Below are 21,463 nucleotides of genomic sequence, written 5' to 3'. Positions count from 1 at the left end.
CATATCGCAAAGGACGAATGGATGTCAGAGGTTCGCGCAGTTTTTGCACCAAAAGGTGCACTAAGTAAGTCACTCCCGGGATTTCAGCCGCGTCCTGCCCAGCAGGCGATGGCTGCAGCGATTGCTGCCCTGGAGAAGCCTGGCGCGCAATTGGTGGTTGAAGCGGAAACCGGCACTGGGAAGACTTTTGCGTATTTGGCACCGGCCTTATTAAAAGGCGGCAAGGTGATTCTGTCGACGGGAACGCGCAACCTGCAAGAACAGCTGTTTCACCGAGATTTACCTCGCTTGCGAGAAGCCTTGGCCCCACGTTCGGTGGCGGCGTTGCTCAAAGGTCGTTCGAATTACCTGTGCATTCAGCGCTTGGAACAGAATATCCGACATCCGGTGGATGCCGATGAACTGGTACTGGATCAATTGCAAACCGTAAGGGATTGGGCGAACCGCAGTAAAAGCGGTGATTTAAGTGAACTAACAAGCTTACCCGAAGATGCGCCGGTATTGCCTCGGGTGACCAGTACCATCGATAACTGCTTAGGTCGCGACTGCCCTCATTACGAAGACTGCTACTTAGTGAAAGCCCGCAAAGAAGCCCTTGAAGCGGACATTGTCGTGGTGAATCACCATTTGTTTTGCGCCGATTTAGTGCTCAAAGATACCGGCTTTGGGGAGTTAATTCCCGCCGCTGATTTGATCGTATTTGATGAAGCCCATCAGTTACCCGACATTGCCAGCCAGTACTTCAGTGATACTGTATCGACACGGCAAATTGTGGAGTGGTGCCGCGATGTGCAATTGCTATACAAAACCGTGGTGCGCGATGCGCGCAGCTTGTCGCAAATTGCCGAACAACTTGAGCGAGGGGCACGGGATTTACGTTTGTGTTTCCCCATTGATCCGGAGCGCGGGAATTGGCGCGATGCCTTAAACAAAGACGATTTGAGCCAGTCGAGTACGCGCTTAGGTGAATTGTTAAGTCGGGCTCGGGCAATCTGTAAACAGCTGCTCGGCCGCGACAAAGACTTGGATAATTGTTATGAGCGTTTAGAGCTCATCCATAAGCGCTGGGAATTGCTGCATAACACAGCAGTTACGGGGTATAGCTATTGGTATGAAAGTACGCCCCGCCATGTGAGTATGCATCGCACACCTTTATCGGTGGCGGAACCCTTCGGCAAGCAATTGGCCGAGCAAGATGCGCGCTGGGTGTTTACGTCGGCGACATTAACGGTGAATGGCTCCTTCGATTATTTCTGTGAACGTCTAGGGGTGTCGAATAAGAACACCATGATTTTAGATAGCCCCTTTGATTTTCAGAAACAGGCAATGCTCTGTTTACCGCGCTATCTACCTGAGCCTCATGAGCGGAGTATGCCGCAAGCCTTGGCGGATATTGTGCGACAAATCGTGGCGCACAACAGTGGCGGTACCTTTGTGCTCTTTACCAGTCACCGCATGCTGCAGTTGGTGGCGGCTTTGGTTCAAGACACTCTATCGCGCCCTGTATTGATTCAAGGGCAAACCAGCAAGCGCGAACTTCTCAATCAATTTGTGGAAGCGGGCAATGGCGTTCTACTTGGAACTAGTTCGTTTTGGGAAGGGGTAGATGTGCGTGGCGATGCACTGCGCTGTGTAATGATTGATAAACTCCCCTTTAGCTCGCCGGATGAGCCGTTGCTGCAGGCACGGGTAGAAGATGCTAAATTGCGTGGTTTGGATCCGTTTGCCACCATTCAAATACCCCAGGCGGTGATCACCATGAAACAGGGCGCCGGACGTTTGGTGCGCGATGTTACCGACCGCGGCGTACTCATCATTTGTGATAACCGATTAGTAACGCGTCAGTATGGCGCTACCTTTTTGGCCAGCTTACCGGCAATGAAACGCACCCGAAGTTTGCAACAGGCGTTGGATTTTTTACACCAAGCGCCGCCCCCAGAATCCGGCGACGTGAGCGAACTCGGCGCAGCGGAGGAGCATCCGGCGCAACCCGTGACATCTAAATAAAGCAAATTGACGTAAGTAATTATGTAGGTATGACAGCCATGAAAAGCACGACAGAGCGCACGACCTTATTAGCTATCGATAGCGCCACGGAGTATTGCTCCGTGGCCCTGCAAAGCGACGATCGTGTGTGTATACGGGGGCAAGAAGCACCCCGGCAACATGCCAATTTATTATTGCCCTATGTGCAAGAGGTACTCGCGGACGCTGGCGTTTCCCTTGCCGATGTGGGCGCCATTGCTGTGGGAAGCGGGCCGGGGAGTTTTACCGGTGTGCGTATTGCCGCAGGGATTGCCCAAGGGCTTGCTTTTAGTCAACAGATTCCGCTCATCGGGGTGTCGAGTTTATTGGCCATGGCCCAACAGGCCTATCGTAAATACGGTGTAACCCATGTGGCTGCAGCCATTGATGCGCGGATGGGTGAAGTGTATTGGGGAACCTGTACCTTAGAGAACGGTCTGATGGTTATGCAAGCGCCCCCTCGGGTATGCCCACCGGAACAGGTGAGCCTTCCTGTGCAAGATACCGATATACAGTGGTTTGGGGTAGGTACCGGATTTGAAACCTACTTACAGGCGCTCACTGAAGCACTGGCGCCGGCGCGCGTGATGCATTTGCAGGACGTTCGCTTCCCCCACGCTGAGGACATGTTAGTACTTGCCCGCAGCGCATGGCAAAAAGGTAACGTTGTGAACGCAGACCAATTTGATGTGGAATATGTGCGTAACGAGGTGACCTGGCAGAAGTTGCCAGGGCGCGAATAGGCGCCATAGAGCAGTTGAGGTAAACCGATATGAAGGCAATGAAATTGTTACAAGCGATCAGCGTTGCAGCCGCGGCTGCATTGCTTTTAAGTGGTTGTGCCACGCGCTTACCTGAGCCTATTCGCGGTGATGGCACTGAAACCACCAGTTATCGTCCTGTCGTGGAACGGGGTGATGATGCCACGGGAACTGCACTTCGTTGGGGTGGGGTGATTGCCGCGGTACATAATCGCAAAGACCACTCGGAAATTGAGGTCGTGTATTTTACGTTGCGTGGCACAGGACGGCCGTGGGTGACCAATGAAACGCCAGGGCGTTTTCGCTTTGTTGTAGACGGTTTTGCCGATCCCGAAGTGTATCGGTTAGGGCGTGAAGTGACAGTGCTTGGTGATTTACGGGGCTTTGAAACCGATTTAATTGGTGAGTATGAGTTTAGCTTTCCGGTGATGACCGCCCGGGGGGTGCAGTTATGGCGTGAAGATCCGCAGCGTATTGAAGTATGGCATCGGGATCCGATGTCGCCTTGGTATCGTCATTATCTCTATGGCACCGGACCATATCGTTATCATCCATATTATTTCCCTTATGGCACCCGTCCAATTCAGCGTGCGCCAGAACGTTCTTCGCCACCGGAGCAGCAACGCCCGCGTCGGCAAGAAACTGAGAGCCCTCGCTCGCGTACGGATATTCGCCAACAACAGTGATAAACGTTCGTTTTCAACCTAATAGAGACATCCCCTTTGAACTCGCCGGTGTTGCCACTGGCGAGTTTGCGTCTCCATCGCTGCTTGCCCTGCATGGTTGGCTAGATAATGCCGCTAGCTTTCTGCCCTTGTTTGACTATTGGCAGAACCAACAGGCGTTAGCGCTGGATTTTGCGGGGCATGGTTTATCCGATCATCGAGCCCCCGGTGCCTGGTATTATTTTACCGAATATGTCGCCGATATTGTGGCTTTGCTGGAATCCGAGAATTGGCATGATATTCATTTGGTCGGGCACAGTATGGGTGGTTTTGTGGCGCAAGTGGTTGCCGCAGTTTGCCCTGAACGCATTTCACGTCTTACCCTAATTGAAGCATTTGGTCTCTGGGTGAACCCAGATAGTCACTTTGTTGATCAACTGAAAAAGGCGATAACTGACCGCAGAAACCTTGCAGGAAAACGTGCTCCGGTCTATTCCGATAAGGAACGCTTGGTGCGATTAAGGGCGGACAAAAGCAATCTGAATCCAGAATTGGCACGTTTTATTGTTGAGCGAAATTTGATGCCGGTCGAACGCGGCTACACGTGGACAGTAGATGCTCGAGTGCGTTTAGCATCACCGTTTCGCTTTACAGCGGAACAAGCGACCGATATGTTGAAAAATATCCAATGCCCAGTGGATTTAATCCTAGGCGAACAAGGCACAACAGAGATTTCCCAAGGGTTAGCCTTATGGGGCGCCTGTGTCCCTCAGCTACAGGTGCATCGTTTGCCGGGCGGGCATCACGTTCATATGGAGCAACCGGAACAGGTTGCGCAAATAATGAGCGGTGTTGCGGAAAAGTCGCGATCAATACTAGGATCAACTGGTCCGATATGAGAACATGAAGTGTTGTCTCATCGAACAAAAGTAAAAAATACTAGGAGCAATCAAGGTGGAAAAGATTTGGCTAAAGCGCTATCCGAATGGCGTACCCACAGAAATTGACCCGGATCATTATCCTTCGTTGGTGGAAATATTTGAGGAAAGCGTAAAGAAATACGCCGACCAAGTTGCTTTCCAAAACATGGATAAAGACATCACCTACAAAGAGCTTGATCAGCTAACGGAACAGTTCGCTGCATACTTGCAGAGCTTGGGCCTGAAAAAAGGTGACCCAGTGGCAGTGATGATGCCGAACTTGTTGCAATATCCGGTTGCTCTGTTTGGTATTCTTCGTGCAGGCATGGTGGTGGTGAATGTAAACCCTCTCTACACCGCGCGTGAACTCAAGCATCAGCTTACGGATTCGGGCACGAAGGTGATTGTGATCCTGAAGAACTTCGCCCACACCCTTGAGAAAATCATCAAAGATGTACAGCTCGAGAAGGTAGTACTCACCGGCATCGGCGATATGATGCCTGTACCTAAGCGCTGGATCGTGAACGGCGTGGTGAAGTATGTGAAGAAAATGGTGCCTGCATACAGCTTGAGCAACACCATTGAATTTAACGATAGCTTGGCTATTGGTGCAAAAGCCACCTATACCCGTCCAGAAAAAATGACGGGCGATGATTTGGCGTTCTTGCAGTATACCGGCGGTACCACTGGCGTTTCAAAAGGTGCCATGTTGACTCACCGCAATATGGTGGCCAATCTTGATCAAATTTCTGCCTTTATTTTGCCGCGTTTGAGCGATGGTCAGGAAGTCGTAATTACCGCGCTGCCGCTCTATCATATCTTCGCGCTAACCGCGAACTGCCTCGCGTTCTTGAAGTTTGGTGGCAAAAACATCTTAATTACCAACCCTCGTGATATGCCGGCGTTTGTCAAAGAGCTGAGCAAGCATAAATTCACCATGATTTCTGGTGTAAACACCCTGTTTAACGGATTACTGAACACCCCAGGATTTAAAGATCTCGACTTTAGTGAACTAAAAATCGCACTGGGTGGTGGTATGGCGGTGCAGCGCGCGGTCGCTGAAAACTGGGAGAAAGTGACCGGTTCGGCATTGCTGGAAGGCTATGGTTTAACCGAATGTTCGCCAGTTGTGACTGCAAACCCATTTGATATCGAACACTACACCGGTTCTATCGGTATTCCGTTGCCATCTACCGACGTAAAAGTGGTCGACGAAGATGGCAATGAAGTGCCCATGGGTGAACCGGGCGAAATTATGGTGAAAGGCCCGCAAGTGATGGCTGGCTACCTCGGCCGTCCTGAAGCTACTGCGGAATCCATTAAAGATGGCTGGTTTGCCACCGGCGATATGGGAACGGTCGACGAAGACGGTTTCTTCAAAATTGTGGACCGTAAGAAAGACATGATTTTGGTGTCTGGATTTAATGTGTATCCGAACGAAATCGAAGATGTGGTGGCAAGCCATCCGAAGGTACTGGAAGTGGCCGCGGTAGGTGTTGCGCACGAAGCGTCGGGCGAAGTGGTGAAAATTGTTGTTGTGAAAAAAGACAGTTCGCTCAGTGAGAAAGAAATCATTGATTACTGTCGCGAAAACCTCACTGCATATAAAGTACCGAAGCTGGTGGAATTCCGCGATGAATTACCGAAAACCAATGTCGGTAAAATCCTTCGTCGCGAGCTTCGAGACGAATGACAGAATCAGTAAATTACACGCTGATTAACGCCACCGGGGAACTGGTGGCGTTTTGCGATCAGGCAAAGCAACATGGCTGGCTCGTGGTGGATACGGAATTTGTGCGCACTCGTACCCTATACGCCGAGCTCGGATTATTGCAGGCAAAAGCAGGGGACCAGCTTATTCTAGTGGACCCACTGCTTGATATTGATTTATCACCCTTATGGGCGCTGTTGCGAGATCCCAATATGGTGACCGTGGTGCATGCGGCGGGAGAAGATCTCGAGATTTTTCACCGCGCAAAAGGGGCGCCGGCAGACTTATTTGATACTCAGATTGCCCATGCCTTTTTGACCGACGGTAAGCAAATTGGCTACGCCGGTTTGGTTGAGTTGATGCTCAATGTGGAGCTCGATAAAAGCCAATCGCGTACCGATTGGTTGCAACGGCCGCTCACCAAACACCAGCTTGATTATGCGGCCGCAGATGTTGAATACTTATCGGAAATCTATCCGCGCATGCGTGCGCAAGCGGTTGATTCTGGGAAAGAAGCGCTGATCTTAGCGGAGTGCAAAGAGCAAGTGATCAAACGCGGTCGTGAGCCTAACGCGCAGTTCGCATGGCGCGATGTTGGGGGCATTTCCTTACTCAATGGCCAACAACGGGCGATTTTGCGGGAACTGACCATTTGGCGTTTAGCGCTTGCTCGCGAGCATAATATTGCGTTGCCCTTTATTGCCAAAGATCATGCATTGATTGAAATTGCGCGTACCGAAGCACGGAGTCGCTATGGGTTGTCGCAAATTGAAGAATTACATCCAATATCGTTGCGTCGCTACAGCAAGGACATACTTGCCTGTGTGGAAAAAGGCTTAGCCGTACCAGAATCAGAGTATCCAGAAGCGATTCCTCGTTTTGACCAAGATGGTGCTTATAAGCGTTATTTTCGTGAAGCCAAGGCTGTGTTAAAAGAGATTGCTGCAGCTGAAGCTATTCCTGCCAGTATGCTAGGCTCGCGCAAGCAAATTAACGATGTTTATGTGTGGGAAAACTTCACCCCAGACAGCACCCGCTCACAGATTGAACCGCCTGATTTATACTCAGGGTGGCGTGGCGCGTTACTTAAAGAAGCGCTGCGTAGTATTTTGCCGTGATGGTTTCGATCGTCTTACGTATTTTTGGAGTTGATTATGTTATGTCGCGTGCTGCGTTCGCCGCGAAAAGCAGATACCTATCTGTTTATTCCCGCCACGGCGTTAGTGGCTGAATTACCGGAAACATTACAAACCCTGTTTACCCCCGAGCAGGAAGTTACACGCTTAATGGTCACCCCCGAGCGAAAATTTGCGCGTATAGACGGTGTAAAGCTGCTGGAACACCTCAACACAGAGGGGTACTATCTACAGATACCGCCTCCACCCGTGAATATGCTGGCGACATTAAAAGATTGATTCATCGACCCGTCAGAAAGGAGTGTTCCTGATGCGTACTGTATGGCTTGCTCGTTTTACCTATTTACCCATAATCGCCTTGGCGTCTGCACTCATGTTGGCGGTGCCCTCAGCGCATGCGGTCGATCCGGATGGATTTCCGGCCTATATTGAAACCTTAAAAGACGCGGCGCGGGAGCATGGCATTTCTGAAGATGCTATCGAACGTGCGTTTGCCGACCCGCAGTTCTACGCACGGGCGGTTAGCGCCGATCGTAACCAGCCAGAATTTACCATTACCCTCGATACTTACCTACCTCGTGCGGTACCGGATTGGAAAGTTCAGCAAGGTATTCGCAAGTACGAAGAACATCGCGAGCTGCTTGAAGAGATTGGTGAAAAATATGGTGTACAGCCGCGCTTTATTGTCGCTCTATGGGGAATCGAAACCAACTATGGTGGCTATACCGGCAATTTTCGCGTGATTTCGGCGCTCGCGACCTTAGCCTACGAAGGACGCCGTGAAGCATTCTTTAAGCGACAGTTGATGCAGGCTTTGGAGATTATCGATGCGGGCCACATTGAGCCTGAACAGATGCGCGGTTCTTGGGCGGGAGCCATGGGCCAAACCCAGTTTATGCCGAGCTCATTTTTGAGTTATGCCATTGACTACGATGGTGACGGCAAAATTGATATTTGGAACAGTTTTCCTGATGTATTTGCTTCCGCAGCGAACTACCTGTCTCAAGTGGGATGGGATGACAGCAAAACCTGGGGACGCCAGGTGCGTTTACCCGCCGATTTTGATACCAGCGTTGCAGGCTTAACTACCAAGAAGAAACTCTCAGAATGGCAAGCACTAGGTGTACGTCGCTATGATGGCAGCGATCTACCAATCCGTGACATTGAGGCATCTTTGATTATTCCTGATGACAAAACTGGGCGAATTTTCTTGGCTTATCATAACTGGGATGTGCTGATGCGCTGGAACCGCTCGAATTACTTCGTTGTTGCGGTTGGACATCTTGCTGATCGCATCCAAATGGGGCGCTAAGCAGTGAACCGTACTCTCGTGTTTACAAACGGTGCTGTGGCGCCGTTTTCTTTAGGCAGTATTTTCTGTGTGGGCCGCAATTACGCCGAGCATGCGGCAGAGCTAGGGAATGCCGTGCCTGAGGCCCCTTTATTGTTTAGCAAGCCTGCGGGTGCGGTACAAGCGGTGCGCTATGGTCAGCCATCAACTATTGTCATACCGACTGGACAGGGGGCGTGTCACCATGAGCTTGAAATCGCATTGTTGATCGGAAAGCCGGTAACTGCGGAGCTGCTTGCTCACCTCCCTGAACAAAGCGATGCGGCCATCCTTGCGACCATTAGCGGAGTGGGTTTAGCCTTAGACCTGACGTTGCGTGATGTGCAAGATCAGCTCAAACAAGCGGGGCATCCATGGGAACGCGCGAAAGCATTTCATGGCAGCTGCCCACTGACAGATTTTGTACCTGTGGCTGACATGGGGCCGCTCGATGCAATGCGGTTGCGCTTGTTACGTAATGGGAATGTGCAACAAGAAGGCGACGCCACGCAAATGATATTCTCCTTGGCGGCCTTGCTGCGTGAGATAGCTCAAGTGTTCTCTCTACAACCCGGTGACGTGGTGCTTACCGGCACGCCAGCAGGGGTGGGTCCGCTGCAACCAGGGGATGAGCTTACTCTGGAGTTGGTGACGGGCAGTAAGCAATGTCTGCAATGGCATGTTCGTGTGGCAGCGGCAAACGTATGAGTGATACATCAGTGCCATTTTGGCAGCGGATCCCATTAGCGCAGATGACCCGCGCAGAATGGGAATCCTTGTGCGATGGCTGCGGCAAATGCTGTTTGCATAAGTTAATTGATGCTGATGATGGGGATCAGGAAAGGCCCATGAGCGCCGATGAGATTGCGCACTTCACCCAAGTAACCTGTCAATTATTGGATCATCAAACTGGGCGTTGCAGTGATTATCCGGATCGTTTAAACACCGTGCCTGATTGTGTCGTACTCACCCCGGATAACTTAGAGTCTATTCACTTTATGCCGCCTTCATGCGCTTATCGGCGACTCTATGAAGGGCATGATTTGCCAAGTTGGCACCCTTTGCGCCACAACGGCAGTCAGGAACCTATGCAGCGGGCGGGGATGTCTATTGTGGGTCATACCTTAGTGCATGATACGGAAATGGATCCGGAAGACGGCGTGATCGTGCGCTGGCCCCTCAAACTTGTGCCTTAATGGATTATTTCGTTTGAGGAGACAGGCGTGGAACTTGTTACAGACGGCGCAAACGCAGTAACCGAATCGTGACCACGCTCACTGCGATTACCAGATACACCGCAAAAATAATTCGCAGCCAGCCGGGCATACTTAGGCCCAAAAATGACCAATCGATGTCGGTACACAATCCACCGGCGGCAAATAAGCTCGGAAACCACTCGTGCAGTGGTGCCCACTGCGGGAAATCAGGGAATGGACTACAGCTGGTAAACAGCGGATTGGCACGGGTTTGCAGATAAATATGATGGTGCGCAGAATAAAGTCCTGCACCAGCGCTGCCTATCCAGCCAAGGAGCGCGATCAAGCGCACGCCTAGGAGGTGGGGAGCGGTAAAACCAATCCAGCCCAAAAGCGCAACTCCCATCATCGCTGTGCGCTGATACACGCATTGCACACAGGGCACCAAGCCTTGAACATGTTGAAACCATAGCGCAGCGAAAACCAGAAGAGTCGCTGATGTCGCCAAGATCAACCAAGGGGTGCGTTGTGCAGGCCAATGGGCCACGGAATGAAGGTTCAATAAACTCACAATTGTCTCTATGTTTAGTTACTGTGCTCTAAGTGTAGGAAGAAGTGTGATAAAACTTGTCCGACCATTACCGGCACGTTACAATCATTTTCTGTCTGCATCTTAACGCATCTGCTCTACGATGCTACTGCCAAATCCGTCTAAGACGTGAGCGGGCAGACATAGCAAGGTAATGACGTTGCTGATACTTAGCGCATCATAAGCGGAAATAACTCGTATTGGAATACGCTAGCGTGACTCCATTAGATGGAAAAAAGGCATTTATGTTTATCAAAGCGAAGAGCCCTGCGGGGTTTGCGGAAGAGTTCATTGTAAAATCGATTTGGAAGGGCGATTTTGCGCCTGGTTCTATTCTCCCAGCGGAACGTGAGCTGTCGGAACTAATCGGTGTGACACGTACAACTCTGCGAGAAGTTCTCCAGCGCTTGGCACGTGATGGTTGGTTGACCATTCAGCATGGTAAACCGACACGGGTGAATAATTTTTGGGAAACCTCGGGCCTGAATATTCTCGAGACCCTAGCGCGCTTAGACGAAGAAGGGATGCCGGATCTCGTCGATCATTTGTTATCTGCGCGAACCAATATCAGTGCCATTTATATCCGTCAGGCTATTCGTAACGACAGCGAAAAAGCCTTAGGGGTATTGAAGGACTCTGAGACTCTTGAAGATACCGCGAAAGCTTTTGCAGAATTTGATTATCACCTGAATCATGAGCTTGCTCATGCTTCAGGTAACCCCATTTATGTATTGGTACTGAACGGCTTTAAAGGTTTGTATGCACGTATTGGTCAGTTTTATTTCTCCAATGCTAAAGGTCGCGAACTGGCCCGCCAATACTATAAAGAATTAACTAAATTGGTTGAGGCAAAAGATTACAACGGATCAACGAATTTAGTGCGTCAGTATGGTTACGATTCGGCAGCGATTTGGAAAGAGTTGCGGGATACAATTCCAGAGAACTTGGTGGAATAATCCGATATCGTGACGTGCTCTGGTGCACGTTGTGAGCTTGCGATTCGAATAATAAAAAAACCGCAGCAGGTGCTGCGGTTTTTTGTTGGCTATTTGCCGAAGAATAGTTTGGCTTAACCAAAGTTCTTGCTGGCGAATTCCCAGTTGACCAACGCCCAGAAACCATCCAAATATTTTGGACGTGCGTTACGGTAATCGATGTAATACGCATGTTCCCACAAGTCTACAGTGAGTACTGGGGTAAGGTTATCATCGGTTAACGGGGTCGCTGCATTGCTGGTGTTGACGATATCCAAGCCGCCATCAGCGGTTTTTACTAACCATGTCCAGCTTGAACCAAAGTTGTTCACTGCGCTGTTGTTAAAGGCTTCTTGGAACTTCTCAAATGATCCCCATTTGGCGTTAATGGCATCAGCTAAGGCACCAGTAGGTTTGCCGCCACCATTTGGGCTCAGGCAATGCCAGTAGAAGGTGTGATTCCATACTTGCGCTGCGTTATTAAAAACACCGCCGCTGGAGGTTTTCACGATCTCTTCAAGAGATTTACCCGCAAACTCTGAATCTTTAACCAGACCATTTAGTTTGTCGACGTAGGTTTGGTGGTGCTTGCCGTAATGATACTCAAGGGTCTCTGCAGAGATATGCGGTTCCAATGCGTTTTTCTCATAAGGCAACGCGGGTAATTCGAAAGCCATGATGTGCTTCTCCATTTCTGTGTGCAAAAAGCTGACATCGGGTTCGGGACAAAAAGAATACCGATGTCGGTGAATGATGTAAGTATAGCGGAGCGCTTCTTAAAAGAAACACTTTCCCTCACCATTCTATATACATGGAGTTACCTCCGATGGTTTTCAAGGGTAATAATTTTGTTTTCCGTGGTGTCGGCGACTTCATCCTTGGGGTGGATTTGTGTTATAATTCGGCGCCGATTTTGAGAGGTTTTGAGTGACAATCTCGGGCAATTTGTGTTCGATGTGTCACATTCAATTAGACTGCGTGAAGGAGTCATTATGCAAGATATGCAACCAGAACAAGCGCAAGATACCGAAGCTCGTATTCGTCAGCAAATCGAAGAAAACCCCGTGCTGCTGTATATGAAAGGCTCACCAAAGCTTCCGAGCTGTGGTTTCTCCGCTCAGGCCTCGCAGGCGTTAATGGCCTGTGGTAAGCCGTTCGCGTATGTGGATATCTTGCAGAATCCTGACATCCGTGCGGAATTACCGCGCATTGCCAATTGGCCTACGTTCCCACAATTGTGGGTAAAGGGTGAGCTTATTGGTGGCTGCGACATTATTTTAGAAATGTTCCAGCAAAACGAACTACAACCGCTCATTGAAGAAGCGGCGCCGGCCGTTGATGATGAACCGTCGGCTGAATAAGTATTTAAGTAACTCGTTGCTTTCGATGATCGAAAGCGTAGCTTTATAACTATTTTTTCATTAAAAAACGGAGATCTACATGGCTGTATTAGTTGGCCGCCAGGCCCCTGACTTTACTGCTGCTGCAGTATTGGGTACCGGTGAAATTGTTGATAACTTCACTTTAAGCGACCATATCCGCGGTAAAAAAGCAGTGCTTTTCTTCTATCCGTTGGACTTCACTTTCGTATGTCCTTCTGAGCTTATCGCATTCGACAAGCGTTTGGCTGAGTTTGAAAGCCGTGGCGTGCAGGTGATTGGTGTGTCTATCGACTCACAATTCTCGCATCACGCATGGCGTAACACGCCAGTAGACAAGGGTGGTATCGGTGAAGTGAAATACCCACTTGTTGCTGACGTGAAGCATGAAATCTGTAAAGCGTACGATGTAGAGCATCCAGAAGCGGGCGTTGCCTTCCGTGGTTCGTTCTTAATCGACGAAGACGGTATGGTGCGTCATCAAGTGATCAACGATCTGCCACTTGGCCGTAACGTAGACGAAATGCTGCGTATGGTTGATGCGTTGGCCTTCCACCAAGAGCACGGTGAAGTGTGCCCTGCCGGTTGGAACAAAGGCGACGAAGGTATGAAAGCAGACGCAGAAGGCGTTGCTGCATACCTGAGCAAAAACAGCGGCAAGCTGTAAGCCTTGAACCGATGATTGTGGCCAACGCGATGCGTTGACTACCGAATAAAAAACCGCGCTTTCGGCGCGGTTTTTTTTATGTGGCTCGCTAAGTAGATAACGCGATGCGTTGAATACTGGGCAAGATTCGAGCTGTTGCCAAGACAGGTGTTAGGTACCGGCACGGGGCCATTGCCATCAGCGGTCGCGATCCGAGTCATCGTCCGTGTCGGCATCTGTCTCTGTATGCACCGGCCAGCCACCCAATGCGCGATAACGGTTCACCATCCAGCAGAATAGCTCAGCGGTGCGCTCGGTGTCGTACAGCGCGCTATGTGCGGCTTTTCCATCGAATGGAATGCCTGCGGCCTGACACGCTTTCACAAGAACGGTTTGCCCGAGGGTGAGGGCCGCCATTGCTGAGGTATCGAAGGTAACAAAGGGATGGAACGGATTGCGCTTTAATCCTGCACGCTCTGCGGCTGCCATCACAAAGCCTAAATCGAAGGTGGCATTGTGACCTACCAACACACACCGTTGACACCCTGCGTCTTTCTGGGCTTTGCGAATGGCCTTAAACATCCCATGTAAGGCATCTCGCTCGGGCACTGCGCCACGGAGCGGATTAAACGGGTCGATGCCGTTAAACTCTATTGCAGCTTGCTCAATATTGGCACCCTCGAAAGGCTCCACATGGGCATGGTGGGTAGCGACAGGCACGAGATCGCCGTCGTCGTTAAAATCGACAATCACGGCCGCGATTTCTAATAGCGCATCGGTGCTGGCATGAAAGCCGGCGGTTTCTACGTCAATGACGACGGGGAGATAGCCGCGAAAGCGATCTTTGATCAGCGGTTTTGTGGTCGTCATTTCTATCCTTAAATATCAATTTTGTCTTTAAATTCACACAGATCTTCGATGATACATGATCCGCAGCGAGGTTTGCGTGCAATACAGGTATAGCGGCCATGTAAAATAAGCCAGTGGTGTACATCCACTTTAAATTCAGCAGGCACCACTTTTAATAATTTCTGCTCCACGGCCTCTACGGTTTTACCGGGAGCAAATTTGGTGCGGTTACTCACGCGGTAGATATGCGTATCCACTGCGATTGTGGGCCAGCCAAAGGCCGTATTCAGCACAACGTTGGCGGTTTTACGGCCGACCCCGGGTAAAGCTTCGAGGGCGGCTCTATCTTCAGGCACCACACCTTGATGTTGCTCCACTAAGATGCGACAGGTTTTAATCACATTTTCGGCTTTGGTATTAAACAAACCGATGGTTTTTATATAGTCTTTTACCCCGGCCACCCCAAGTGCAAGCATATCTGCAGGGTTGTTGGCGACCTGAAACAAAGGGCCCGTGGCTTTGTTGACCCCAACATCGGTGGCTTGCGCCGAGAGCAATACGGCGATCAACAGCTCAAAGGGATTACTAAAATTCAGTTCCGTTGTGGGATTGGGATTGGCATCGCGCAGCCGCGTGAGTATTTCAATCCGTTTTTGTTGATTCATAAGCGATTCAAATAGCGTCTTTTTATTAGTTTACGGTGGTGACCCGCGCGCGTTGCGCTTTCACGACCGGCGATTGTTGCGCTTTCTGGAGGCGTCGTCCGTCGAGCCAGTTTTTACCTGCAATTAAAAAGCCCATGCCAATAAAGGCCCCGGGCGGAAGAATGGCCAGTAATAGCGGATAATCAAACTGGACAATCTGAATGCGCAGTTCCCGTGCCCATTCCCCTAAAAGCATCTCCGCACCATCAAAGAGCGTTCCTTGACCGAGCAGCTCGCGCATCGCGCCAAGGGCGACGAGCACGCAAGCAAAGCCTAATCCCATCATAAAGCCATCGAAAGCGGCTTGAGGCCATGGATTTTTAGACGCATAAGCTTCCGCGCGACCGATAATGGCACAGTTGGTTACAATCAGTGGGATAAAAATACCTAAGGCCATATAGAGGCCATAGGTGAAGGCGTTCATCAGTAGCTCTACCAAGGTAACAAAAGTGGCAATCACAATCACGAACACCGGAATTCGGATTTCTTTTGGGACAAAATTGCGCACCAAAGAGACGGTTACATTGGAACCGATTAAGACCAACATGGTGGCGATGCCCAAGCCTAACGCATTGGTCACGGTACCGGTGACGGCGAGCAATGGGCACAATCCAAGCAATTGCACCAATGCGGGGTTATTTTCCCATAAGCCGTTTTTGGTTAAGGTTTGGTATTCGCTACTCATGATTGATCCTCAAACCATTGTTCTGGGTCGCCCAAACAGTTTGATGGCGCAGAAAATAACGCATCCATTTCCGATTGTGCAAACCAGGTCGTGCGAGCCACGGCATTGACCACTGCCCGCGGCGTAATGGTGGCCCCAGTAAACTGATCGAACATCCCTCCGTCGCGGCGGACTGTCCAACGCGCATCGTTCTCGCTGCGCATACGCTGACCGTCGAAACTAAGAATCCAAGGATGTCGTTCCACTTCAATTTTATCGCCTAGGCCCGGAGTCTCACGGTGCTGGAGTACGCGAACGCCTTTCACCACACCTTGTGGCGTGAGGGCCACTAACATATGAATTTGACCGCTGTAGCCATCGGGGGCTGTGGTTCGAATTGCCAATGCGCTAGGCACACCCTCGATGCGTGCACGATATACGGGTTGCTCTGCGAGCCCTAAAATGTCGGGTCGCTGAAGTAACACGCAATCGCTGTATAAATCGTTATCGTGCAGTGTTGCAGGAATTAACGTATTTAACGTACGCATCAGTTCCTGACGTTGTTGGGCTTCGATGCGATCTGCTGTAAGCAATTGGGCAATGATAATTAAGGTGGTGGCGAGCACCGCAAAGGTACCGAGAATAACGCCGTTTTTCTGCATGGTTTTTAGCATCAGCTGCGCTCCTCGTGGTGACCGTAGGCGGTGGGTTTAGTGTACTGGTCAATGACCGGCACGCAGAGATTAGCTAACAGCACCGCAAAGGCAACAGCGTCTGGGTAACCGCCCCACGTCCGAATCACATAAATGAGAAGGCCGATGAGCGCTGCGTATATCAACTTCCCCCGCGTGGAGGTTGCCGCTGATACGGGATCGGTCGCGATAAAGAAAGCAGCCAGCATGGTGGCGCCACTAAACAGATGAATATCCACGTTAGGCAGTTGATCTGGGGCAAATACGGCACCTAAGAGGGCAAACACCGCTAAGGTGCCCAATAACGCCCCGGGAATGTGCCAGCTAATCACACGCTGTTTCAACAGATATAAACCACCCGCGAGGTAAGCAAGGTTCACCCATTGCCAGCCGGAACCTGCGACGCCTTGGAAAATAACGGCGCCCTTGGCTTCCGACAAAGTAAAACCTTGTGCCAATTCGGTTTTGATGTGGTCAAGAGGTGTGGCCATGACAACCGCATCAAGCATTGCGCCCGTATCCACGTGTCGAATCTGCTCTAAACTGTAACCATCACCGGTGAATCCAAACAACAGTAAACGCACACTATCCCAAAACCCCGGTAATTCATGGGCAATGGTCACTGGGGGAAGCCAACTGGTCATTTGTGCTGGAAACGATATTAGCAGCAACACATAACCCGCCATAGCGGGGTTAAAAATATTATGGCCTACGCCACCAAAGAGGTGTTTGACGATCACGATGGAGAATAGGGTACCTATGACAATCACCCACCATGGCGCGAGTGGCGGAATACTGATCGCTAATAGGGCAGCTGTGACCACTGCGGTATAGTCGCGCAGGCCGCTACTGGCCTCGCGATTACGGGCAAGCAAACACAACGCTTCGGCGGCAAGGGCAACACTAATGGCGAGCGCGATCTGGAGAATGACGCCCCAACCAAAAAAATACCATTGGGCGAGTACACCGGGGACCATCGCAAGCAGTACCAAGCGCATTAAGTCAGCCGTATTGCGGCGCATGTGATGGTGTGGTGATGAGGCGATAAAGAAACTCATGAATCCTCGTCCTTCTGTTTCGCTGCTTTGCGAGCTTTGGCCCGAGCAACAGCGGCGGCTACGGCGGCTTTTTTCTTATCTTCGGGGGTAGACGCCTCGGTGTTTGTTTCTGTATCTTTCTGAGCTGCAGCTTGCGCTTCTTTGCGAGCTTTCGCTCTCGCGACTGCCGCAGCGACGGCAGCCTTCTTCGGATCCTGAGCTTGAACAGTATCAGTGCCTGTCACCGCCGAACTTTCTTCGTTACGGGCGGCCTCACGCTCGGCTTTGCGTGCCTTGGCGCGGGCGACTGCTGAAGCGACAGGGTCCGAGTTGGCGTCTGGCATGGCATCGTCAGTTGTGCCACTTGCCGAGCGCTGTTCGGCTTGTTGTTTGCGCGCGGCCAATGCTTCTTCGCGGGCTTTTGCCGCTTGTGCGTGGCGTTCTAAGCGCTCTTCTTTCTCCCGCTCAAGCCGTGCCTGGCGTGCCTCAAAGCGCTGCCGTGCAATCTCTGCTTTATGATGTTCAATGGCTTGTTCGCGCATTTCGGCTTTGGCTTGGCGGTAATATTGAACCAATGGAATTTCGCTTGGGCATACGTAAGCACAGGCACCGCATTCAATGCAATCGGCAAGGTGATGTGCTTTCAATCCGTCGTAGTCTTGGGCGTTGGCAAGCCAATACAGTTGCTGAGGTAATAAGCTTGCAGGGCATACATCCGCACAGGCGCCACACCGAATGCAGGGCATTTCCTGGCCTGCGGGTGGGAGCTCTTTGCGGGTTGGGGCAAGGATACAGTTAGTCGTTTTGATCACCGGCACCTGTAAATGGGGCAGGGTAAAGCCCATCATCGGACCACCGATAATCACCCGTTGCTGTGCTTCGGGTGTGAAGTCAACGTGTGCGAGCACATGTTGCACTGGGGTGCCTAAGGGAACCCACGCGGTGCAGGGGCTGCCAATTGATTCGCCGGTCAGAGTCACAACACGCTCTAGCAGCGGCTCGCCATGTTCGATCGCGCGGCAAATGGCCCAAGCGGTGCCCGTGTTATGCATTAAAATGCCGATATCCGCGGGTAGACCATGGGCGGGCACTTGTTTTCCAGTCAGAATTTGAATGAGCTGGCGTTCGCCACCAGAGGGGTATTTCGTCGGAATCACCACCACTTTCAGTACAAAATCAGACTGTTGCTCTGCCGAAAGTTGCTCACGTGTTTGGGCCACGGCCTCACGCATGGCGGCAATGGCTTCCGGTTTATTGTCTTCAATGGCAATAAGAATGGAACTCGCGTGCGTCATCCATTGCAATATCAGGCTGCCACGAACAATTTCGGCGGCGTGTTCGCGCATGAGGCGGTCATCGGCAGCAATATAAGGCTCGCACTCTGCGCCATTAATAATTAAACAATCAATACCGCGAGCGCCGGCGACTTTCCGTGCGGTGGGGAATCCAGCGCCGCCGAGCCCGGCAATACCCATGCGCTGCAAATGTTCGAGTACGGTGAGATGACTCTGATTACGGTAATCAGGAAGAGGATGCCGTTGACCCCAAGTGTCCTCATGATCGCTGCGTAAGCGAATGCCAGGGCCGGATAGCCCAGACGGATGATTTAGCGGAAACTCGCCAATCTCGATAATCTCTCCGGAGGTAGGTGCGTGCACGGGGAGCCCGTGTTCAATACCCGGTGCGCTTAATAAATCGCCTTTACGAACGTGATCGCCTACAGAGACCTGCACTTCGCTAAGGGCGCCAATATGCTGGCGCAAAGGAATTATAAATTCATCTGCCAAGGGAAAGCGGCGAATGGGCTCCTGGTTAGCAGGGGCTTTGCGTTCCGGTGGATGAATTCCCCCTGGGAAGGTCCACAGTTGGATGTCTGCATCTTGGCCGTTGTATTTTTGCACCTGACTCATGCTGGACCTCGCTCAGAGGTTTCGGTTGTGGCAGCTGCATCGGTGATATTTTGTACCGGAATTTGTTCTAAATTCCACGTCCAGCGCTCGGGTTTAGTCGGCAACGGCAGCATATCAATACAATCGACCGGGCAGGGTTCTACGCATAAATCACAGCCGGTGCATTCATCGGCAATCACGGTATGCATTTGTCGGGTGGCGCCAATAATGGCATCCACCGGACATGCCTGAATACATTTGGTGCAACCGATACATTCATCTTCACGAATAACCGCGACCTTTTTCACGTCTTCCGCGCCGTGGGCAGCATCGAGAGGCTTGGCCTCGCGGCCGAGTAAATCCGCTAGGCGATCAATAGTGGCTTGTCCGCCGGGTGGGCACTTATTGATTTCATCGCCATCGGCAATCGCTTGAGCGTATGGACGACAACCTGGGTATCCGCATTGGCCGCATTGAGTTTGCGGCAGAATCTGGTCGATCTGTTCGACAATGGGATCCCCTTCTACCCGAAAACGGATGGCGGCAAACCCTAAGATCAGGCCTGCCACCAGAGCGAGCACGGATAAGGCAATGATGCCAAGAACCCAACTCATGAGAAGCTCACCAGACCGGCGAAGCCCATAAAGGCAAGCGACATTAAGCCTGCGGTAATCATGCCAATGGCAGCACCCTTAAAGGGCAGGGGCACGTCGGCGGCAGCAATACGTTCGCGTAGGGCAGAGAAAAGAATGAGTACCAGAGAGAAACCAACCGCGGCTCCAAAACCGTACACAATAGATTCGATAAAGTTGTGTTGTTCGTTCACATTTAATAGGGCTACCCCAAGTACGGCACAGTTCGACGTTATTAGCGGTAAGAATATGCCAAGTAATCGGTACAGGGTGGGGCTGGTTTTATGCACGACCATTTCAGTGAATTGCACAACCACCGCAATCACTAAGATAAAACTTAAGGTGCGTAGTGACATTAAGTCCAGTGGCTGCAAGATATATTGATTCACGAGGTAGCTGCTCACTGAGGCCAATGTGAGCACAAATGTGGTTGCCAACGACATACCAATGGCGGTTTCCAGTTTATTGGAAACCCCCATAAATGGGCACAGGCCGAGGAACTGGACCAACACAAAGTTGTTCACTAGTACGGTCGCGACCAGGAGTAATACGATTTCGGTCATGTCAGTGCTGCACCGATAGTTAGGAGAATTCTAAGAAATTTTAGCTATTATCCGTTTTTAGGCGCTCGGAAACAACTTACAGAACGTAGGTTTTTTCTGGAAAAACCGAGAATCCATAGGCAGGTGGGGCGGTTTCAAGTAAACTGATGGGTTCACGCGCTAGCGGGAGCGTTAGTTTAGTTACGAGGATGTTTGTGTGACTCAGTTTTTTTCGCGGTTGCGCGCGCTTGATGAATTAACCTTTGATTGGTTGTTTCGATCGACTCGCAGCCTTCGCAAAAGCCGCTTGGCATTTTGGTTATCCCGCAGTGGTGATGGCCCTTATTATGCCTTGTTTGCACTCTTTGCTGCGATTGCCGCGGTGGAGGGTAGTCTGCTGTTTATTCAGCGCGCATTGCTTGCTTTTGCTATCGAAATTCCGCTGTTTATGGGATTGAAAAACTTATTGCGGCGAGATCGTCCCTGGTTGCGTCGCAAAGTTAAACCCGTCATAAAACCTGCTGATCGATTTTCCTTTCCTTCTGGTCATGCGACTGCCGCATTCTTGTTTGCAGCGTTAGTGATTGCCAGTTTCCCTGTGTGGGCTCCTTTGTTTTACGGTTGGGCTGCGCTCGTGGCCATTTCTCGTGTTGCGTTAGGGGTTCATTATCCGAGTGATGTGATAGCAGGCGCCATTCTCGGCACCGCCATCGCCGCTCTGGTGGTCGCGATCCTGTAGCCACCGCAGCGCGTTGGAAGCGAACTTCCTTTATCCCACAAACCTAAAGTTCGTACGCGAGGCATCCGTAGCCGGCGCATAGCGTTGGTTGGAGTTTGATTAGAGCACCTAGGGCTGACACCAACGCGGTGCGTTGGGCACGAAAAAATGGGAGATGGAGCCGAAAAGATGGCTCCCCAGGTTGGATTCGAACCAACGACACATGGATTAACAGTCCACCGCTCTAACCAACTGAGCTACTGGGGAATCGTTTTACGCTGCTGCGCTTGAGGCGATAAAGCGTTTATTTTGAGGGTGTTAAGCAAGTGGCTCCCCAGGTTGGATTCGAACCAACGACACATGGATTAACAGTCCACCGCTCTAACCAACTGAGCTACTGGGGA

General features: G+C 51.0%; 24 protein-coding genes and 2 tRNA genes. 14 read left to right on the top strand and 12 right to left on the bottom strand.

The genetic code is table 11. The features are described from left to right. Positions 1–21 precede the first annotated feature (21 nt). From FM042_RS04510 to FM042_RS04465, 10 genes are read left to right on the top strand one after another with little or no spacing between them, the layout of a single operon-like run. The gene (locus FM042_RS04510; protein WP_143234734.1) at positions 22–2,007 is read left to right on the top strand and encodes an ATP-dependent DNA helicase; all 1,986 of its coding nucleotides are present in this window, start codon (positions 22–24) and stop codon (positions 2,005–2,007) included. 38 nt (positions 2,008–2,045) lie between these two features. Further along, the gene (gene tsaB / locus FM042_RS04505) at positions 2,046–2,768 is read left to right on the top strand and encodes a tRNA (adenosine(37)-N6)-threonylcarbamoyltransferase complex dimerization subunit type 1 TsaB (RefSeq protein WP_143234732.1); all 723 of its coding nucleotides are present in this window, start codon (positions 2,046–2,048) and stop codon (positions 2,766–2,768) included. 29 nt (positions 2,769–2,797) lie between these two features. Beyond that, positions 2,798–3,472, top strand: coding sequence for a Slp family lipoprotein (locus FM042_RS04500; protein WP_143234730.1), 675 nt, complete (start codon positions 2,798–2,800; stop codon positions 3,470–3,472). After that, entirely contained in the window at positions 3,469–4,350 is an 882-nt protein-coding gene (locus tag FM042_RS04495; protein WP_143234728.1) for an alpha/beta fold hydrolase, read from the top strand. Before FM042_RS04500 ends, FM042_RS04495 begins: the two co-directional genes overlap by 4 nt. 55 nt (positions 4,351–4,405) lie before the next feature. Then, positions 4,406–6,064: a long-chain-fatty-acid--CoA ligase FadD gene (fadD, locus tag FM042_RS04490; RefSeq protein WP_143234726.1), complete on the top strand. Its 1,659-nt coding sequence runs from the start codon at positions 4,406–4,408 to the stop codon at positions 6,062–6,064. Next, a complete protein-coding gene (gene rnd / locus FM042_RS04485) occupies positions 6,061–7,200 on the top strand; it encodes a ribonuclease D (RefSeq protein WP_143234724.1) in 1,140 nt (379 codons plus the stop codon). The genes fadD and rnd overlap by 4 nt, the downstream gene beginning before the upstream one ends. Before the next feature lie 36 nt (positions 7,201–7,236). Continuing rightward, the gene (locus tag FM042_RS04480; protein ID WP_143234722.1) at positions 7,237–7,497 is read left to right on the top strand and encodes a YcgL domain-containing protein; all 261 of its coding nucleotides are present in this window, start codon (positions 7,237–7,239) and stop codon (positions 7,495–7,497) included. Positions 7,498–7,528: 31 nt separating this feature from the next. Beyond that, on the top strand, positions 7,529–8,530 hold the full coding sequence (locus FM042_RS04475) for a lytic murein transglycosylase (protein ID WP_143234720.1): 1,002 nt from the start codon (positions 7,529–7,531) through the stop codon (positions 8,528–8,530). A 3-nt stretch (positions 8,531–8,533) separates the two neighbouring features. Beyond that, a complete protein-coding gene (locus FM042_RS04470) occupies positions 8,534–9,256 on the top strand; it encodes a fumarylacetoacetate hydrolase family protein (RefSeq protein ID WP_185960699.1) in 723 nt (240 codons plus the stop codon). Next, on the top strand, positions 9,253–9,744 hold the full coding sequence (locus FM042_RS04465) for a YcgN family cysteine cluster protein (RefSeq protein WP_143234718.1): 492 nt from the start codon (positions 9,253–9,255) through the stop codon (positions 9,742–9,744). Before FM042_RS04470 ends, FM042_RS04465 begins: the two co-directional genes overlap by 4 nt. A 37-nt stretch (positions 9,745–9,781) precedes the next feature. Here FM042_RS04465 and dsbB read toward each other — a convergent pair whose 3' ends face one another. Further along, on the bottom strand, positions 9,782–10,315 hold the full coding sequence (dsbB, locus tag FM042_RS04460) for a disulfide bond formation protein DsbB (protein WP_232366360.1): 534 nt from the start codon (positions 10,313–10,315) through the stop codon (positions 9,782–9,784). A gap of 263 nt (positions 10,316–10,578) precedes the next feature. On the opposite strand from dsbB, the gene fadR reads away from it, so the two are divergent. Continuing rightward, the gene (gene fadR / locus FM042_RS04455) at positions 10,579–11,289 is read left to right on the top strand and encodes a fatty acid metabolism transcriptional regulator FadR (RefSeq protein WP_143235609.1); all 711 of its coding nucleotides are present in this window, start codon (positions 10,579–10,581) and stop codon (positions 11,287–11,289) included. Positions 11,290–11,402: 113 nt separating this feature from the next. On the opposite strand, the gene sodB is transcribed toward fadR, so the two are convergent. Continuing rightward, the gene (sodB, locus tag FM042_RS04450; protein WP_143234716.1) at positions 11,403–11,984 is read right to left on the bottom strand and encodes a superoxide dismutase [Fe]; all 582 of its coding nucleotides are present in this window, start codon (positions 11,982–11,984) and stop codon (positions 11,403–11,405) included. A gap of 315 nt (positions 11,985–12,299) precedes the next feature. Between sodB and grxD the strand changes: the two genes are divergently transcribed. Both grxD and FM042_RS04440 read left to right on the top strand, forming a co-directional pair. Next, a complete protein-coding gene (grxD, locus tag FM042_RS04445; RefSeq protein ID WP_143234714.1) occupies positions 12,300–12,668 on the top strand; it encodes a Grx4 family monothiol glutaredoxin in 369 nt (122 codons plus the stop codon). Positions 12,669–12,747: 79 nt separating this feature from the next. Next, on the top strand, positions 12,748–13,353 hold the full coding sequence (locus FM042_RS04440) for a peroxiredoxin (RefSeq protein WP_143234712.1): 606 nt from the start codon (positions 12,748–12,750) through the stop codon (positions 13,351–13,353). Positions 13,354–13,530: 177 nt separating this feature from the next. On the opposite strand, the gene rnt is transcribed toward FM042_RS04440, so the two are convergent. The 8 genes from rnt to rsxA are packed head-to-tail and all read right to left on the bottom strand — an operon-like array spanning position 13,531 to position 20,362. Continuing rightward, on the bottom strand, positions 13,531–14,202 hold the full coding sequence (gene rnt, locus FM042_RS04435; protein WP_143234710.1) for a ribonuclease T: 672 nt from the start codon (positions 14,200–14,202) through the stop codon (positions 13,531–13,533). A gap of 8 nt (positions 14,203–14,210) precedes the next feature. Then, the gene (gene nth / locus FM042_RS04430; RefSeq protein ID WP_143234708.1) at positions 14,211–14,846 is read right to left on the bottom strand and encodes an endonuclease III; all 636 of its coding nucleotides are present in this window, start codon (positions 14,844–14,846) and stop codon (positions 14,211–14,213) included. A gap of 25 nt (positions 14,847–14,871) precedes the next feature. Then, entirely contained in the window at positions 14,872–15,570 is a 699-nt protein-coding gene (locus FM042_RS04425; protein WP_143234706.1) for an electron transport complex subunit E, read from the bottom strand. Then, positions 15,567–16,223 carry an electron transport complex subunit RsxG gene (gene rsxG / locus FM042_RS04420; protein ID WP_185960698.1) on the bottom strand — a complete coding sequence of 219 codons (657 nt, stop codon included), beginning with the start codon at positions 16,221–16,223 and terminating at the stop codon, positions 15,567–15,569. Before rsxG ends, FM042_RS04425 begins: the two co-directional genes overlap by 4 nt. Continuing rightward, positions 16,223–17,299, bottom strand: coding sequence for an electron transport complex subunit RsxD (gene rsxD / locus FM042_RS04415; protein WP_143234702.1), 1,077 nt, complete (start codon positions 17,297–17,299; stop codon positions 16,223–16,225). Before rsxD ends, rsxG begins: the two co-directional genes overlap by 1 nt. After that, positions 17,296–19,188 carry an electron transport complex subunit RsxC gene (gene rsxC, locus FM042_RS04410; RefSeq protein ID WP_143234700.1) on the bottom strand — a complete coding sequence of 631 codons (1,893 nt, stop codon included), beginning with the start codon at positions 19,186–19,188 and terminating at the stop codon, positions 17,296–17,298. Before rsxC ends, rsxD begins: the two co-directional genes overlap by 4 nt. Further along, positions 19,185–19,781 carry an electron transport complex subunit RsxB gene (rsxB, locus tag FM042_RS04405; RefSeq protein WP_143234698.1) on the bottom strand — a complete coding sequence of 199 codons (597 nt, stop codon included), beginning with the start codon at positions 19,779–19,781 and terminating at the stop codon, positions 19,185–19,187. The genes rsxC and rsxB overlap by 4 nt, the downstream gene beginning before the upstream one ends. Next, entirely contained in the window at positions 19,778–20,362 is a 585-nt protein-coding gene (rsxA, locus tag FM042_RS04400) for an electron transport complex subunit RsxA (RefSeq protein WP_143234696.1), read from the bottom strand. The genes rsxB and rsxA overlap by 4 nt, the downstream gene beginning before the upstream one ends. A gap of 196 nt (positions 20,363–20,558) precedes the next feature. On the opposite strand from rsxA, the gene FM042_RS11970 reads away from it, so the two are divergent. Further along, a complete protein-coding gene (locus FM042_RS11970; RefSeq protein ID WP_143234694.1) occupies positions 20,559–21,080 on the top strand; it encodes a phosphatase PAP2 family protein in 522 nt (173 codons plus the stop codon). A 169-nt stretch (positions 21,081–21,249) separates the two neighbouring features. Here the strand turns inward: FM042_RS11970 and FM042_RS04390 are convergent. Both FM042_RS04390 and FM042_RS04385 read right to left on the bottom strand, forming a co-directional pair. Further along, a tRNA-Asn gene (locus FM042_RS04390) sits at positions 21,250–21,326 on the bottom strand. A gap of 60 nt (positions 21,327–21,386) precedes the next feature. Next, positions 21,387–21,463: transfer RNA gene (locus FM042_RS04385), tRNA-Asn, on the bottom strand.

The organism is Aliidiomarina halalkaliphila, from assembly GCF_007096385.1.
Classification (GTDB): domain Bacteria; phylum Pseudomonadota; class Gammaproteobacteria; order Enterobacterales; family Alteromonadaceae; genus Aliidiomarina; species Aliidiomarina halalkaliphila.
The sequence above is the reverse complement of the archived record's forward strand: the minus strand, read 5'-3'. Positions and strand labels throughout refer to the sequence as shown.